Source organism: Streptomyces sp. ISL-96 (assembly GCF_018614035.1).
In the GTDB taxonomy this organism is placed as follows: domain Bacteria; phylum Actinomycetota; class Actinomycetes; order Streptomycetales; family Streptomycetaceae; genus Streptomyces.
Window position 1 is genome coordinate 33,295 of record NZ_JAGGPA010000042.1, and the last position, 13,980, is coordinate 47,274.

General features: G+C 70.9%; 15 protein-coding genes and 1 pseudogene. 12 read left to right on the forward strand and 4 right to left on the reverse strand.

Annotation, left to right across the window (positions count from 1 at the left end):
* Nucleotides 1–52: 52 nt before the first annotated feature.
* The 4 genes and pseudogenes from J7E96_RS25815 to J7E96_RS25830 form a co-directional block, all read right to left on the reverse strand.
* Complete coding sequence (locus J7E96_RS25815) at nucleotides 53–469, reverse strand: DNA-binding protein (RefSeq protein WP_215134337.1); 417 nt, start codon at nucleotides 467–469, stop codon at nucleotides 53–55.
* On the reverse strand, nucleotides 466–723 hold the full coding sequence (locus J7E96_RS25820) for a CopG family transcriptional regulator (RefSeq protein ID WP_215134339.1): 258 nt from the start codon (nucleotides 721–723) through the stop codon (nucleotides 466–468). The genes J7E96_RS25815 and J7E96_RS25820 overlap by 4 nt, the downstream gene beginning before the upstream one ends.
* A gap of 66 nt (nucleotides 724–789) precedes the next feature.
* A complete protein-coding gene (locus tag J7E96_RS25825) occupies nucleotides 790–978 on the reverse strand; it encodes an acyl-CoA carboxylase epsilon subunit (RefSeq protein WP_215134341.1) in 189 nt (62 codons plus the stop codon).
* Between the two features lie 16 nt (nucleotides 979–994).
* Nucleotides 995–2,602, reverse strand: a pseudogene (locus tag J7E96_RS25830) (acyl-CoA carboxylase subunit beta).
* 312 nt (nucleotides 2,603–2,914) lie between these two features.
* On the opposite strand from J7E96_RS25830, the gene J7E96_RS25835 reads away from it, so the two are divergent.
* The 12 genes from J7E96_RS25835 (at nucleotide 2,915) to J7E96_RS25890 (ending at nucleotide 13,974) form a co-directional block, all read left to right on the forward strand.
* Nucleotides 2,915–3,082, forward strand: a complete 168-nt coding sequence (locus tag J7E96_RS25835; RefSeq protein ID WP_215134343.1) for a hypothetical protein — start codon at nucleotides 2,915–2,917, stop codon at nucleotides 3,080–3,082.
* Nucleotides 3,083–3,252: 170 nt separating this feature from the next.
* Nucleotides 3,253–4,323, forward strand: coding sequence for a LuxR family transcriptional regulator (locus J7E96_RS25840; protein WP_215134345.1), 1,071 nt, complete (start codon nucleotides 3,253–3,255; stop codon nucleotides 4,321–4,323).
* Between the two features lie 94 nt (nucleotides 4,324–4,417).
* Nucleotides 4,418–4,681: an acyl carrier protein gene (locus J7E96_RS25845; protein ID WP_215134347.1), complete on the forward strand. Its 264-nt coding sequence runs from the start codon at nucleotides 4,418–4,420 to the stop codon at nucleotides 4,679–4,681.
* Between the two features lie 37 nt (nucleotides 4,682–4,718).
* Complete coding sequence (locus J7E96_RS25850) at nucleotides 4,719–5,999, forward strand: beta-ketoacyl synthase (RefSeq protein WP_215134349.1); 1,281 nt, start codon at nucleotides 4,719–4,721, stop codon at nucleotides 5,997–5,999.
* The gene (locus tag J7E96_RS25855; protein WP_215134351.1) at nucleotides 5,996–7,165 is read left to right on the forward strand and encodes a beta-ketoacyl synthase N-terminal-like domain-containing protein; all 1,170 of its coding nucleotides are present in this window, start codon (nucleotides 5,996–5,998) and stop codon (nucleotides 7,163–7,165) included. Before J7E96_RS25850 ends, J7E96_RS25855 begins: the two co-directional genes overlap by 4 nt.
* Nucleotides 7,162–8,166 carry a beta-ketoacyl synthase N-terminal-like domain-containing protein gene (locus J7E96_RS25860; protein WP_215134353.1) on the forward strand — a complete coding sequence of 335 codons (1,005 nt, stop codon included), beginning with the start codon at nucleotides 7,162–7,164 and terminating at the stop codon, nucleotides 8,164–8,166. Before J7E96_RS25855 ends, J7E96_RS25860 begins: the two co-directional genes overlap by 4 nt.
* Entirely contained in the window at nucleotides 8,166–8,957 is a 792-nt protein-coding gene (locus J7E96_RS25865) for an alpha/beta fold hydrolase (RefSeq protein ID WP_251070428.1), read from the forward strand. The genes J7E96_RS25860 and J7E96_RS25865 overlap by 1 nt, the downstream gene beginning before the upstream one ends.
* On the forward strand, nucleotides 8,954–9,913 hold the full coding sequence (locus tag J7E96_RS25870; protein ID WP_215134355.1) for a thioesterase family protein: 960 nt from the start codon (nucleotides 8,954–8,956) through the stop codon (nucleotides 9,911–9,913). The genes J7E96_RS25865 and J7E96_RS25870 overlap by 4 nt, the downstream gene beginning before the upstream one ends.
* The gene (locus tag J7E96_RS25875) at nucleotides 9,910–11,049 is read left to right on the forward strand and encodes a beta-ketoacyl synthase (RefSeq protein WP_215134357.1); all 1,140 of its coding nucleotides are present in this window, start codon (nucleotides 9,910–9,912) and stop codon (nucleotides 11,047–11,049) included. The genes J7E96_RS25870 and J7E96_RS25875 overlap by 4 nt, the downstream gene beginning before the upstream one ends.
* Nucleotides 11,046–12,047 carry a beta-ketoacyl synthase N-terminal-like domain-containing protein gene (locus J7E96_RS25880; protein ID WP_215134359.1) on the forward strand — a complete coding sequence of 334 codons (1,002 nt, stop codon included), beginning with the start codon at nucleotides 11,046–11,048 and terminating at the stop codon, nucleotides 12,045–12,047. Before J7E96_RS25875 ends, J7E96_RS25880 begins: the two co-directional genes overlap by 4 nt.
* Complete coding sequence (locus tag J7E96_RS25885; RefSeq protein WP_215134361.1) at nucleotides 12,041–12,889, forward strand: SDR family oxidoreductase; 849 nt, start codon at nucleotides 12,041–12,043, stop codon at nucleotides 12,887–12,889. The genes J7E96_RS25880 and J7E96_RS25885 overlap by 7 nt, the downstream gene beginning before the upstream one ends.
* Entirely contained in the window at nucleotides 12,886–13,974 is a 1,089-nt protein-coding gene (locus J7E96_RS25890; RefSeq protein WP_215134363.1) for a beta-ketoacyl synthase N-terminal-like domain-containing protein, read from the forward strand. The genes J7E96_RS25885 and J7E96_RS25890 overlap by 4 nt, the downstream gene beginning before the upstream one ends.
* Nucleotides 13,975–13,980: the final 6 nt, after the last annotated feature.

Genomic DNA, 13,980 nt, shown 5'->3' on the forward strand with positions numbered 1-13,980 from the left:
CGCCCGGAAGTGACCGGCGCCAAGCTGTCCGTTGCGCGGGGCAGCTCGCTGCTCAGATCTTGATCACGGTGGCGCGTGCGCCGCACAGTGTGACGATGTCCTCCGGGTCGGAGGTGAGGATTGTGACGGGGCCAGGTGCGGCGAGGGCGGCGGCGCTGAGCATGGCGTCGATGGCGTACTTGTGCCCGTGTAGTCCGGCATCGGCGAGCAGTGTGCCGGCGTGGCGGGCGATCGGCTCGGTGACCGGCTCGACCACGAGGCGGGACAGTGTCCATTCCAGGGCCGGGCGGTTGATCCGGGGGTGGACCACCTCGACGAGGGTGGCTGCGGATGTGATCACCCGCAGGTCGTCGGCGCGGGCGAGGGCCAGCCACGCGGTGACCGTGCGGTCGCGCAGTACGGCCTTGGCCAGCCCCTCGCTGTCCAGGACGAGGGTGCCGCCCGGCGTGGAGGCGGGGGCGCGGGTCACGCGGCGTTCGCCCCGCCCTGTTGTGCCTGCGCCTGGTGGAGTTGATCGCGCAGAGCCTGGATCTCCTCATCGGTGATGGTGCCGTGTTCCGCCTCGGCGACCGTGATGAGTTCGTTGAGGTTGTCGCGTTCGATCTGGCGGGCGACGGCGGCGGTGACGTAGGCGGACAGGCCGGAAGGGCCGCCGCGAGCGCGGGCGGCTTCCGCGATGTCTCGGGGCATCGTGATCGAGTACTTGCCGGTAGCCTCACTCATGCTACCTATCCTACCCCTCATCCTACTTCTGGATGCTCGTCGGCGTGGACTGGGCGGTGTCGCTGGTCACCGCCATGTGCCCGGTGCGCGGAACGCCGGGTGTGGCCAGGGGGGTCGGCCCGGGTCGGTTCCGGTGCGTGCGGTGGCGGGTGTGTGCGGGGCGCGGGCGCGGGCGAGCAGGACGGCGGTGAGTGCGGCAAGTTCGGTGGCATCCGGGGCGCCGCGTTCCACGGTGAACAGCGGTATGTCGTTCAACTCTCCTCCAGGCGGGCTATACGGGCGGGTTGCCGTGCTTGCGCTCCGGCAGGGGCGCGTGCTTGGCACGCAGCATGGCGAGTGAGCGGATGAGGATCCGGCGGGTGTCGGCCGGGTCGATGACGTCGTCAACCAGCCCGCGCTCTGCCGCGTAGTAGGGGTGCATCAGCTCGGAGCGGTACTCCTCGATGAGCCGGGTGCGCGTGGTTTCGGGGTCCGGTGACGCGGCGATCTCGCGGCGGAAGACGACGTTTGCGGCGCCTTCCGCGCCCATCACCGCGATCTCGTTCGATGGCCAGGCGAAGGAGAGATCGGAGCCGATCGAGCGCGAGTCCAGGACGATGTACGCACCGCCATAGGCCTTGCGCAGGATCACCTGGATGCGTGGCACCGTCGCGTTGCAGTACGCGTACAGCAGCTTCGCACCGTGGCGGATGATGCCGCCGTGCTCCTGGTCGCGGCCCGGGAGGAAGCCCGGCACGTCGACCAGCGTGACGAGCGGGATGGAGAACGCGTCGCAGGTCTGCACGAAGCGCGCGGCCTTCTCGCTCGCGGAGATGTCGAGCACGCCGGCGTAGGACGACGGCTGGTTGGCCACGATGCCGACCACCTGTCCGTCCAGCCGGGCCAGCGCGCACACCACATTGGCGGCCTATTGCGCGTGCACCTCGGTGTAGTCGCCGTCGTCGGTGATCTCGGTGATCACGTCCTTGACGTCGTAGGACCGGGCGGGGTCGGCCGGTACCAGGTCGAGGAGGGCCTCGGTGCGGCGGTCTGCGGGGTCGTCGGTGCTCTCGTGGGGCGGGAGTTCGCGGTTGTTGGAAGGCAGCAGTGACAGCAGGTGGCGTACCTCCTCGAGGCAGGACTCCTCGTCATCGTGGACGAATGCTGCCACTCCTGTAGCAGTGGCGTGGATGTCGGCGCCGCCGAGGCCGTTGTGGTCGATCTTTTCGCCGGTGACGGCCTGCACCACATCGGGTCCTGTGATGAACATCTGCGAGGTGCCCCGCACCATGAAGACGAAGTCGGTGAGCGCGGGAGAGTAGGCCGCGCCGCCGGCGCAGGGGCCGAGCATCACGCTGATCTGCGGAATCACCCCGGAGCAGCGGGCGTTGCGGCGGAAGATACCGCCGTATCCGGCGAGCGCGGTGACGCCTTCCTGGATCCGGGCCCCGGCACCGTCGCAGAGCGCCACCAGGGGTGCGCCGGCCGACTCGGCCAGGTCCATCACCTTATGGATCTTCTCCGCGTGCGCCTCGCCGAGTGCTCCGCCGAAGATGCGGAAGTCATGGGCGTAGACGAAGACCGTACGGCCGTGCACCGTGCCCCAGCCGGTGACGACGCCGTCGGTGTACGGGCGTTTGAACTCCAGGCCGAAGCCGGTGGCCCGGTGCCGCCGCAACGGCTCCACCTCGGTGAATGAACCCACGTCGAAGAGGAGGGCGATCCGCTCGTGGGCGGTCAGCTTGCCGCGGGCATGCTGGCGCTGGGTGGCTTTCTCGTCCGGGCCGCGCCGTGCCTCCTCGTGGCAGCTGCGCGATTCGGCGGTGCGCGTGGCAAGGTCCGGCCTTTCGGCGAGCTGGGGCAGCGGCGGACCGATGGACGGCTCTGCGGCGAGGGTCATGCCGGGTGCTCCTCGGAAGAGTTGACGGTGCACATCAGCATTCAGGGAACAGGCCCTCACCTTTACTTCTTCTACAAACGGCGTTCACGGCGGTCCCTAAGCGGAACGAGCCGAATCGAATGAACCGGTGTCAGGCTACTGCCAACGCAGCACCCTGACACACATTTCCCCTGGTGGGAGGTGTGGGAGCCCGACAAGAATCTCATTCATCGGGAGGCGCCCACCGAAGGGTGTCGACTCAGTGATCGAATTCGGATGAATCCGCAGAAGCTAAATGGGGGGTGCTTCTTCATGAATCTAAGGAATATGCACATGAGAATTGCCGTCGTGGTCGCCGCCGCCGCCGTGCTCGGCGGGACGGCCGCCACGACGGTTGCCCAAGCTGCGTCGGGGGGCATTGTGGCGACGCTGTCGGCGAGCGCGGAGGATCCGAGCTGGGACAGCCGCATGCTCCTGCCGGAGGACCCCAGCTGGGACTGAATGCACGATTTCGGCAAGCCGGTTTTCACCAGTAAGCCCGCCCTCCTTGAGGGGCGGGCTTACTGCTGTCTATCCTCGCCCCACGCTGCGGCTGTCTGCGCGGTATTGTTGACGAGTCTCGCACTCGGGCTTGCCGGGGGGCGGCCGCGGGACGCACTGGGGGGTAACGCATGCTGGAACTGCTGGGATTGGGGACGTACCCGGCAGCGCTCTACCGCACCGTACTGGCCCACCCCGGAGCCTCGGTCGAGGACCTGGTCGAGTACCTGCACTGGCCCATCGAGCGAGTCCGTTCCGCCCTCGACGAATGCGTACGACTGTCGCTGATCAGACCCACCTGGGAGGCTCCGGGAAGTCTGAGACCCGTCCATCCGGATATCGGATTGCAGGCGCTGCTGTTGCGTCAGGAAGCCGAGATTCTGGAGCGGCAGAAACAGTTGGCTGAGGCACGTATCGACGTCGCCCGGCTCGTGGACGAATATTCGGGGCAGCAGCGGGACTTGCGGCACAGCGAGATCGAACGCCTCGACGGTATCGAGGAAATCCGGGACCGCATCGAAGAACTCACTCATTCCTGCAAGTCCGCGCTGATGGCGTTTCACCCCGGAGGCGGCCAGTCCGCATCGAGCCGGGCCGCCGGCCGGCCGCTGAGCGAGGTACTCGGGGACCGCGGTGTCGTGATGCACACCGTCTATCTCGACAGCATCTACAACGACCCGGAATCCGTGGACTACGCGCGCTGGCTGGTGCGTTCCGGCAACCATGTGCGGACCGCGGCCTCGCTGCCCTGCCGACTGATCATTTTTGACCGGGAGTACGCCATCGTCCCGGTCGACCCGGACGCCTCCGCGTCCGGCGCCATGGTGTTCCACAGCGCGGGAATCCTCGCCAGCCTCTGTGAACTCTTCGATCACGTGTGGGAGAAGGCCGTGCCGCTCACCGGCGGCAAGCGGGTGCGCCAGCCCGTGGACGAGGAGGAGCTCACCAGCCAGGAGACTGCCGTTCTGCGGTTGCTCGGTGAGGGCTTCACCGACGAAGTCGTCGCCCGCAAGCTGGGCGTCTCGGTCCGTACGGGACGACGGATCACCGCGGATCTGATGGGGCGACTCGGCGCGAAGAGCCGGTTCCAGGCCGGTATGCGCGCCGTCGAGTCCGGCTGGCTCGGCGAGGAACAGGACGCGGGGCAGGACCGGGAACAGAACGAGGAGCCTGGCCCCGAGCTGCGGGAACCGTCCGTATAGAGATGGCATAGCCCCCCGCTTCAACATCGACTCACCGAACAGACGGCCGGAGTCGCACGACTCCGGATCATCACCGATCTCTCAGGGAGTCGACATGACCAAAGTGACCGCAGGCCTGGATGCCGCTCGTAAGCAGGAGATCAAGGAGATCGTCTGCGACATCCTCGAGATCGACGAGGACGAGGTCAGCGAGACCAGCCTGTTCAAGGAGGATCACGACGCCGACTCTCTGCGCGCCATCGAGATCCTCGCTGCCCTGGAGCGCACCCAGCACGTCACGATCGACCAGGCCGAGCTGAGCCGCATGGTCAACCTCACCGGCGTCTACACCGTGGTCGACGAGGCCTCCCGCAACTGACCGGTGCCCCGATGAGTCAGCCAGAGGGTGAGCTTCGATGAACACAGATTTGCCAGGCACCGGCGTCGCGCCCCGCAGGGTGGTCGTCACCGGTCTCGGCGTCATCACCAGCATCGGGATCGGTATCGAGGGGTTCACCGCCGGACTCCGCGAAGGGCGCGGCGGAGTCAAGCCGATCACCGCGTTCGACACCACCGGATTCGATTACGCCAACGGGTGCGAGGTCACCGACTTCGACCCGGCGCGCTGGATCCACCGGCTGGACCCCGACGAGCTCGGCCGGGCCAGCCAGTTCTCCGTCGCCGCCACCCGCATGGCCATCGAGGACGCGGGTCTGACCGTGGACGATGTGCGGGCCCGCCGTTCCCTGGTGTCCGTGGGCACCACGGACGGCGAGTCCCGCGACCTCGACCAGTTGGTCGAGACCGGCCTGGAGACCGGCCCCGAAGGATACGACCCGGTCATCGCCGGCCGTGTGCCGGCCGGCCGGCTCTCCTCCGGCATCGTCCGCGAGTTCGCTCTGGAGGACGTCGAGGCCGTGACCATCCCGACCGCCTGCGCGGCGGGCAACTACGCCGTCGGATACGGGTACGACGCCCTGCGCAGCGGCGATGTGGAGCTCGCCCTGGTCGGCGGCGCGGACGCGCTGTGCCGGAAGACCTTCACCGGCTTCTACCGGCTGGGCACCATCGCCCCGGAGGTCTGCCAGCCCTTCGACAAGGACCGCAAGGGCATCCTCACCGGCGAAGGCGCGGGCATCCTCCTCCTGGAGAGCCTGGACTCCGCGCTCGCCCGCGGCGCCCGGATCTACGCCGAAGTGCTGGGTTACGGGCTCGCCTGCGACGCCCTGCACCCGGTCGCCCCCGACCGGGACAGCATCGCCCGTACGATCGAGATCGCCCACCGCAACGCGGGCGTGACCCCCGACCAGATCGACTTCGTCTCCGCGCACGGCACCGGCACCAAGGCCAACGACATCACCGAGGCCGGGGCCATCCGCCAGATATTCGGCGCCGACACCATGCCGCGGACCGTCTCCATCAAGTCGATGATCGGCCACAGCATGGGGGCCGCCAGCGCGGTCGCCGCCGCGGCCTGCGCCGTCGCCCTCACCGAGGGCTTCATCCCGCCGACCGTCAACCACCACGAAACCGATCCCGAGTGCGGCGTGGACTGCGTCCCGAACGAGGCCCGCACCGCTGAACTCGACATCGTCCAGAACAACGCCCTGGCCTTCGGTGGCAACAACGCCGTGGTCGTCCTGGGCAGGTACCGGCCGGAGCGCCGCCGGGCCGAGCGGGACCGGAGCGTGGCATGAGCTGGATCGTGACCGGGATGGGTGCGATCGCCAGCATCGGCGCAAGCACCACCGAGATATACGAATCGCTGGTCGCCGGCCGCAGCGGTCTGGCCGGGCTCCGCGGCTACGACCGCGCCAAGTTCCGCGCCCAGGTCGCCTACGAGATCGACGACCGGCCGGCGCCGGGCGTCGACGAGCCGCTGCGCGCCACCCGCTGGCTGGAGCAGGCCGTCGCCGCCGCGGCGGTGGACGCCGGGCTCGGTGACGACCTGTCCCGTACTCCGGTACTGATCGGCACGACCCTGCGCGAACTGCGCTCCGTCGAGTTGTCCTGGCGTGACTCCGTTCCGGTCGAGGTCTCGGATCTGCACTTCGGCACGATGCTGAAGGCGCGCTTCGGCGCCGCCGACACGCACACCGTCGCCAATGCCTGTTCGGCCTCGCTCTACACGCTCGCGCTCGCCGCCGACATGCTCGACCTCGGCCACGCGGAGACGGTCGTGGTCGCCGGCGTCGACACCATCTCGGAGAGCACGTACGGACTGCTCGACCGCTGCTACCCCGAAGCCCCCGACCGGGTACGGCCCTTCGACCGGGCCCGGCGCGGGATGCTGCAGGGCGAGGGCGCCGTCGCCATCGTGCTACGCAGGGAGGCGGACGGTCCGGGACCCGCGACCACCGTGCACGCCAGAGTGCGGAGCGTGGCCGTCAACTGCGACGCCCACCACCCCTCCGCGCCCGAGCCGAAGAGCATCACCGCGGTGGTGCGCGAGGCGCACCAGCGGGCCGGGGTCCGCTCCGGCGACATCGACCTGGTGATGCTGCACGGCACCGGCACACCGCTCAACGACGAGGCGGAATCGGAGGCACTGGGCGCGGTCTTCGCGGGCGTCGAGCCGTCCCCGTACATGACCGCGATCAAGTCGATGACCGGACACACCGCGGGGGCGTCCGGGCTGCACAGCCTGGTCGCCGCCGTCGATGTGATGCGGCGCGGCAGTGTGCCACCGGTCGTCGGACTCGACGACCCGGTGGAGTCGGTGGCCGGATTCCGGCTGGTACGCGGTGAGGCGGCGCGACCCGATGAGCCGATGCGGCTCGCGCAGATCGACTCCTTCGGTTTCGGCGGGCTCAACGCCGTCGCGGTCATCGAGCGGTACGAGACAGCAGGGGAGGGACAGTGAACACCGTACGCATCGTGGTCACCGGACTCGGTGCGGCGGTCCGCGGCCTCCACGCCCCCGAGGAGCTGCTGAAGCCGTCGGCGGCCGGCGGGCCGGGAACGGATCCGGTCGGGCGGCTCACCGGACGCGGGCTGCGCTACCGCGACCGTGCCACCAAGCTCGCCATGGTTGCCGGGCGCGATGCGCTCGCCTCGGCCGGCCTGACCGGCGCGGACGGCGGGCTGACCGTGCCCAGCCAGTCCGTCGGCACCGTGGTCAGCACCAATTTCGGCAACGTCGACACGGTCTGCGAGACGGTCGAGACCATCGCCCGCGAAAGCTATCTGGGCACCAGCCCCATGCTGCTGCCGGCCACCTCCAGCAATGTGGTCGCCTCCTGGCTCGCCATCACGCACTCACTGCGCGGGGCCAATCTGACGCTGTGCAACGGCCGTACCTCCGGGCTCGACGCGGTCAACTGGGCCCGGCTGCTGGTGGGTTCCGGCCGGGTCGAGCGGGTGCTGGTGGCCGGAGTGGAGCCCGACAACCCCGCGGTGCGCCATCTCGCCCCGGAACAGACCGAGTTCTTCGACGGTGCGGCTGCCCTGGTCGTGGAGTCCGTCGAGTCCGCGGCCTCGCGCGGGGTGCGGCCGCTTGCCGAACTCGGACCCTATGCGCGGCGGGCCGGGCATGCCGGCGCCGTCGCGGACGTACGGGAACAAGATCCCCGCACCATCGGGCTGTGGTGCGTGCCCGAGCATCCCGAAGGCATCGGGGCCCCGGCCCCCACGCTCGGCGCCGGTGCGGGTACGGCGCAGGTGCACGATCTGTCGCAGCTGTTCGGACCCAGCTCGGGCGCGCTCGGCGTGCTGCAGTGCGTGGCCGCCACCGCCTGGCTGGATTCCGCGGACAGCTCCGGGCGGGACGCCGGCTCCGTGGTGCTCGCCACCGCCGGAACCGGCGACGCGGGCCAGGACGACGCCGCTGCCGCGCTGATCCTCGCACCGGCGGGGAGCGCGTGATGGACAGTGTCCCGGTACGGCTGCGCAGGGCCGCGCGCGCCACGGACCGCCGTCCCGTGCGGGTGCTGATGCTCCACGGACTGGCCGGATCCACCGCCGTCTGGCGGCGCTTCACCGAACTGGCCGCCGACGAACTGGAACTGTGGGAGGCCGCACTCCCGTGGGCCGCCGACGGCGACACCCGCTGGAGCCACGACCCGGACCCGGTGGCCCTGGTGGCGCAGGCGCTGGCCGGAGTGCCGGACGGTGTCGATCTGCTGATCGCGCACTCCTTCGCCGCCAATGCCGCACTTGAGCTGCTCGCCGGCCGTCCGGCCCCGCGGCCGGGCGCCGCGGTGCTGGTGTCTCCGTTCCACCGCAGGTCGCCCGAGGACTTCGACTGGGACACCGCCACGTATTACCTGGGCGGCTTCCAGCGCATTGTCGACGAGGGGCTGCGGGTCGGATCCGACGGCAGGCTTCCCACCGAACTGCGCGCGGCGATGGCCCTGCGGGTACGGGACCGGATCGGCCCGTACGGCTGGATGCGGTTCTTCGACGCCTATCTGCGCAGCCCCTTCCTGGACACCGCCGCCATCGGTCTGCCCGCGCTGGTCCTGACCGGTGAGCACGATTTCGCGGCACCGCCCGACGACGCCCGCGCGCTGGCCGGGGCGCTGCCGGACGCCCAGCTGCGGGTGTTCGAGGAGTCCGGGCACTTCCCGATGGCCGAGCAGCCCGAGTTGTTCGCCGAGAGCGTGCGCTCTTTCCTTCCCGCCCTTCATTCCTCCTACGTACCGGAGTCGACGTGAGCACGAACAATCCCGCCCTCAGCCTCCAGGAGCCGAGCACCCTGGAGATACGCCCCCGCTACGAGGGCTCCAACATCTGCACCTGGATCGGCTTCAAGCACGTCAACTACCTCGTCGAGGAAGCCGTGCTGAACCATCTGAGACAAGGCGGCCTGCTGCCGGGCACGGTCTATGAGACGTACGGACTGTGCACCGACATCGTCGACATCGACACCCGCATCCTGCACGCCTTCCACATCGACGACGTCGCCGTCGCCGAGGTCCGGCCGCACCGCAGGGCCAAGGACGGCGAGCTGCTGCTCTCCGTGGTGCTGCACGTCCAGCGCGAGACCCTGCTCAAGGCGGTCACCTCCACCGTCCGCGTACAGCTGCGTCTGGACCCGCGCGGTGGCGGCGCCGAGCCGGTGCCCGCGCAGCTGGCACCGTACGCCGTCGAGCGGCTGGCCGCCGTCCCCGGCTGGGAGCCGGAGCCGCCCGAGGCCAACGCGGACTCCGCGGACCTGGTGAAAGAGCTGACGGCGGGGCGCAACGCCCACGCCTGGAGGTTCCGGATCCCGTACTGGTACTGCCACTTCACCGAGCGCATGCAGATGTCCGGCTATCTGCGGCTGATGGAGGAGGCCAAGGACCGGCTCGTCGCCGACCGCGGCGTCTCCATCAAGACACTGCTCGACGAGCAGAACTGGATCCCCGTCGTCCCGCATTCGCGCATCACTGTCCTCGACGAGGCCCGGATGGAGGAGGACCTGTACGTCGTCTTCACCGTCGAGGACGTCTTCAAGGGCTTCACCTACACCTCGCGGATGGACACCTACGTGGTGCGCGACGGGGCCCTGCTGCAGACCGCGACCGGGCGGATCACGCACGGCTACGCGGTGATCGAGAACCGCCGTGACTGGAGTCTGGTCTCCTTCGACGACCGCATGAACGCGGCACTTGAGGGTCAGTCGGCATGACGAGGGAGGTCGTGGTCACCGGAGTCGGCGCCGTCACCTGCCACGGTGCCGGTGCGGACACGCTGTGGCAGGCCATGAAGGCGGCCGGGGTCCGCCGGCCGGACCGGCCGGCGGACCCGCTCGCCCGGATGGAGCTGCCGCTCATCAACCTGGTGCCCGACCCGGATCTGTCTGCGGCGCGCGCCACCCGGTTCGCCGTGGCGGCTGCCCGGGAGGCGCTGGCCGACGCGGGCCTCACGGCTTCGCGGGCCGCCGTCGTGATCGGCAGCTGCATGGGCGAGGCGGGACTCAACGAGCGCGGCCGGGGTGGCGAGGAGTGGGTGGCGCCGTTCCGGCTGGCCTCCGAAGTCGCCACGGAACTCGGCCTTGTGGGCGCCGCCCACGATGTCGGCAACGCCTGTTCGGCCGGAGGTTACGCCCTCGGCATGGCGCTGGACATGGTCCGTGCGGGAGAGGCCGACGTGGTGCTGGCAGGCGGCTCCGACGCGTACTCCCGCGTGGCGCTCGGCTGTTTCAACCGGCTTGGCGCGGTCGACCCGGTGAACTGCCGGCCCTTCGAGGCCGACCGGGCCGGCACGGTGTTCGCCGAGGGCGCGGGGATGCTGGTCGTCGAGTCGGCCGAGCACGCACGGGCGCGCGGAGTGGCCCGGCCGCTGACTCTGGCCGGCTCCGGATGGAGCTGCGACGCGGGCCATGTGACGGCCCCGAACGCGGACGGCGAGCAGATCGTACGGGCCATGCGCGAGGCCGTCGGCGGCGATGAAGGCGCCGGACGCATCGGGTGCGTGGTCCCGCACGGGACCGGGACACGGCTGGGCGACGAGGTGGAGAGCCAGGCCCTGCACAGCGTCTTCGGCGCACGGACCGGGCGGGTACCGCTCTACAGCCTCAAGGCGCTGCTGGGCCACGCGGGCGGGGCATCGGCCGCGCTCGGCGCGGTCGCCGCCGCGCTGATCCTGCGGCACGGGCACGTACCGCGGAACATTCGCCTGGAGCGGCAGGACCCCGGCTGCGCCGTGTGGCTGCCACAGGACGGAGCGGTGCCGCTGCGGGCGGACCGGCGGCGGGTGCTGGTGAACGCGTACGGCTTCGGCGGGAGTAATTCCTCGGTCGTACTGGAAGGAGCGGCGCCATGATCGGGGCGGCGCTTGCCGTGACGGGCGCCGGGGCGGTCCTGCCGCCGCCGGACGCCGGGGGCGAGGAGTGGTTCGACCACCGCGAACGGCTCGGGCCGCGCGGCTACAAGTACCTTCCGGCAGCGGCCCAGTACCTGCTGGCCGCCGCGCGCGAGGCGGTCGAGGACGGTGGCCGGCTCGATGGGGTGCCCTGCGACCGCAGGGGCGCGGCGCTGGCACTCAACGGCGGTTTCGCGGAGCTCTTCGACACCATGGACCGGCAGGTCGCGGTGGACGACGGCGCGGCCGCGCTGTCCCCGGCGACCGCACCGTACTTCGCGGTGAGTCTGCTCGGCTCCCGCCCGGCGGCCGAACTCGGCCTCAAAGGCTTCGCGCTGACCCTGGCGACACCGCGGGTCGCGGCGCTGGAGGCGCTGGAGGCGGGCAGCCGGGCGGTTGCTGCGGGGCGGTGCGATGTGCTGCTGATCGGCGCGGCGGAGCACCGCGTGCCGGGGGCCTTGACGGGGGGCTGCGCCCCCGGCCCCCCGGACGGTCGATCGCCGGACGGGGTTGAAGCGGAACAGGGCTCCGTCGCTCTTGTCCTGGAGCCGCAGGCCGCCGCCGACGCGCGCGGCGCCCGCGTGCACGGGACGGTCCGGGCACGGTCGCTCTTCGTGCCACCCGGGCGCCCGTTGCCCGGGGATCTCATCGCCGGGGCCCTGGAACGGCTCGGCGCTCCGCCGGCCCTGGATGTCCACTGCGTCCTGGACGACTCCGAATTCTCCGACCGCATCGCGGACGCGGTGGCAGCGGCGACGGGCACCGGCTCCCTCACGACCACGCCCGCCGGGCCCGGAAGCCTCGCGCCCGCCGTCCGGCTGGTGCGGCTGCTCACCGGACCGCCCGGAGCACGGCTGCTCGTCGCCGCCACCCGCGAAGGTCATGCCGCGCTGGCCCTCGTACGCACCGGCTCCGACACGCCCCTTCCGCCCCAGAAACGGGAGATCCACTCATGCTGAAGTCCCTTGAAGGCAGCTGGTGCCTCGTACTCGGCGCCTCCAGCGGAATCGGCCGGGCCATTTGCCTCGGCCTGGCGCGCGAGGGGGTCAATGTCATCGGCGTGCACTTCGACACCGCCGCCCGGACCGACGAGGTCGCGGCGCTCGTCGAAGAGATCCGCGGATACGGCGTCCAGGCGTCGTTCCACAACACGAACGCCGCGGCCCGCCGGTCCCGCGAGCAGATCCTCCCCGAGATCGCCGAACTGACCGGCGCCACCGGCGGGGTACGGATCTTGGTCCACTCCCTTGCCTTCGGCACCCTGGTGCCCTTCCTGTCCCGCGAGGGCTGGGAGAAGCCGATCGCGTCCCGGCAGCTGGAGATGACCCTCGATGTGATGGCGCACAGCCTCGTCTACTGGACCCAGGACCTGACCGAGGCGGGCCTCCTGCGCAGCGGATCCAAGATCTACGCGATGACCAGTGCGGGCGTGGTCCAGGCGCTGCCCAGCTACGGCGCGGTGTCCGCCGCCAAGAGCGCGCTGGAGGCCCATGTCCGCCAGCTCGCCTGCGAGCTGGCGCCGCGGGGCATCGCCGTCAACGCCATCCGGGCCGGGGTCACGCTGACGCCCGCCCTGCAGGCCATCCCCGAGCACGCCGGCTACGTCGCGCGCGTCGCGGAGAACAACCCGCACGGCCGGCTGACCCGGCCCGACGACGTGGCCGAGGCGATCGCACTGCTCTCGCGCACCGATTCGTCGTGGATCAGCGGCAACACCATCGGCGTGGACGGCGCCGAACTCCATGCCGCCGCAGGGGCCTGGGGCCCCGACGGCGCCGACCAGAGGGGCGAAAGGCAGTGACCACAGTGACCGGAGACAGTCTCGTCGTGTCGGGGTGGTCCGCCGGATCGCCCTACGGACTCGGCGCCGAGGCGTTCGCCGACGGGGTCCGCGAGAACCGGGACGCGACCAGCGCATCGGGCCAGGGGCCGTACGAACGGGCCGGTACGATCCCGGACTTCGACATCCGGGGGATACTCGGCCGCAAGGGCACCCGCTCCATGGACCGGGCCACCGCCATCGCCGTGGCCACCGCGGGCATGCTGCTTCGGACGGCCGGACCCGGGCTTGCCCAGGACCGGCCGGAGGACGTCGGCATGGTGCTGGGCACCGGGCACGGCAGCGTACAGAGCATCATGGACTTCACCCGCGACGCGCTCACCGGGGAGAAGCCCTTCCACGTCGACCCGGCGCTGTTCCCCAACACCGTGATGAACCGGGCGGCCGGGCAGAGCGCCATCTGGCACACCCTGCGCGGTCCCAACACGACCGTCGCGGGCGGCGCGCTCACCGGGCTGCTCGCCCTCAACTACGCTTCCCGGCTGCTGCGGCAGGGCCACTGCGAGGCCGTGCTGTGCGGAGCGGTGGAGGAGTACTCGGCCGAGCGTGCCTGGCTGGAGTACCACGGCAGGCGCGACGAGACGCGGCGCTCGGCGGGCCCGCTCGGCGAGGGCTGCGCACTGTTCCTGCTGGAGCCGCGCCGCCGCGCCGAGTCGTACGGCAGGACACCCGTCGCCACCCTCCTGGGCAGCCGTTTCATCGGCTTCCCGGAGCCGGAGCAGGCCCAGCACGCCGTCGTCAGGGCCGTGACCGAGGCGCTCAAGGAGGCCGACGTCCGGCCGGAGGACGTGGCGCTGATCGTGCCCAGCGACAACGGCGGCAGCCTCGGCGGACGCGAAGAGGTCGCGCTGAGCGAGGTGTTCGGCCCGCACCGGCCGCCCCGGCTCCGGCTGCGCCGGCTCATCGGCGACGCCTCCGCCGCGGCCGCCGCCTTCCAGGTGGCCGCCGCGCTGTCGGTGGCCGGCCCCGGCGACCTGGCACTGGTCACCTCCGTCGCCCCGGACGGGCAGGCGGGCTGCACCCTGCTCCGGCTCGGGCGGACGTGACCGGGC

Excerpts from the sequence above, each read along its gene's own strand:
- J7E96_RS25855 (WP_215134351.1), top strand. The coding sequence starts at position 5,996 with ATGAGCTGGATCGTGACCGGGATGGGTGCGATCGCCAGCATCGGCGCA.
- J7E96_RS25820 (WP_215134339.1), bottom strand. The coding sequence starts at position 723 with ATGAGTGAGGCTACCGGCAAGTACTCGATCACGATGCCCCGAGACATC.
- J7E96_RS25885 (WP_215134361.1), top strand. The coding sequence starts at position 12,041 with ATGCTGAAGTCCCTTGAAGGCAGCTGGTGCCTCGTACTCGGCGCCTCC.
- J7E96_RS25875 (WP_215134357.1), top strand. The coding sequence starts at position 9,910 with ATGACGAGGGAGGTCGTGGTCACCGGAGTCGGCGCCGTCACCTGCCAC.
- J7E96_RS25845 (WP_215134347.1), top strand. The coding sequence starts at position 4,418 with ATGACCAAAGTGACCGCAGGCCTGGATGCCGCTCGTAAGCAGGAGATC.
- J7E96_RS25835 (WP_215134343.1), top strand. The coding sequence starts at position 2,915 with ATGAGAATTGCCGTCGTGGTCGCCGCCGCCGCCGTGCTCGGCGGGACG.
- J7E96_RS25840 (WP_215134345.1), top strand. The coding sequence starts at position 3,253 with ATGCTGGAACTGCTGGGATTGGGGACGTACCCGGCAGCGCTCTACCGC.
- J7E96_RS25865 (WP_251070428.1), top strand. The coding sequence starts at position 8,166 with ATGGACAGTGTCCCGGTACGGCTGCGCAGGGCCGCGCGCGCCACGGAC.
- J7E96_RS25880 (WP_215134359.1), top strand. The coding sequence starts at position 11,046 with ATGATCGGGGCGGCGCTTGCCGTGACGGGCGCCGGGGCGGTCCTGCCG.
- J7E96_RS25850 (WP_215134349.1), top strand. The coding sequence starts at position 4,719 with ATGAACACAGATTTGCCAGGCACCGGCGTCGCGCCCCGCAGGGTGGTC.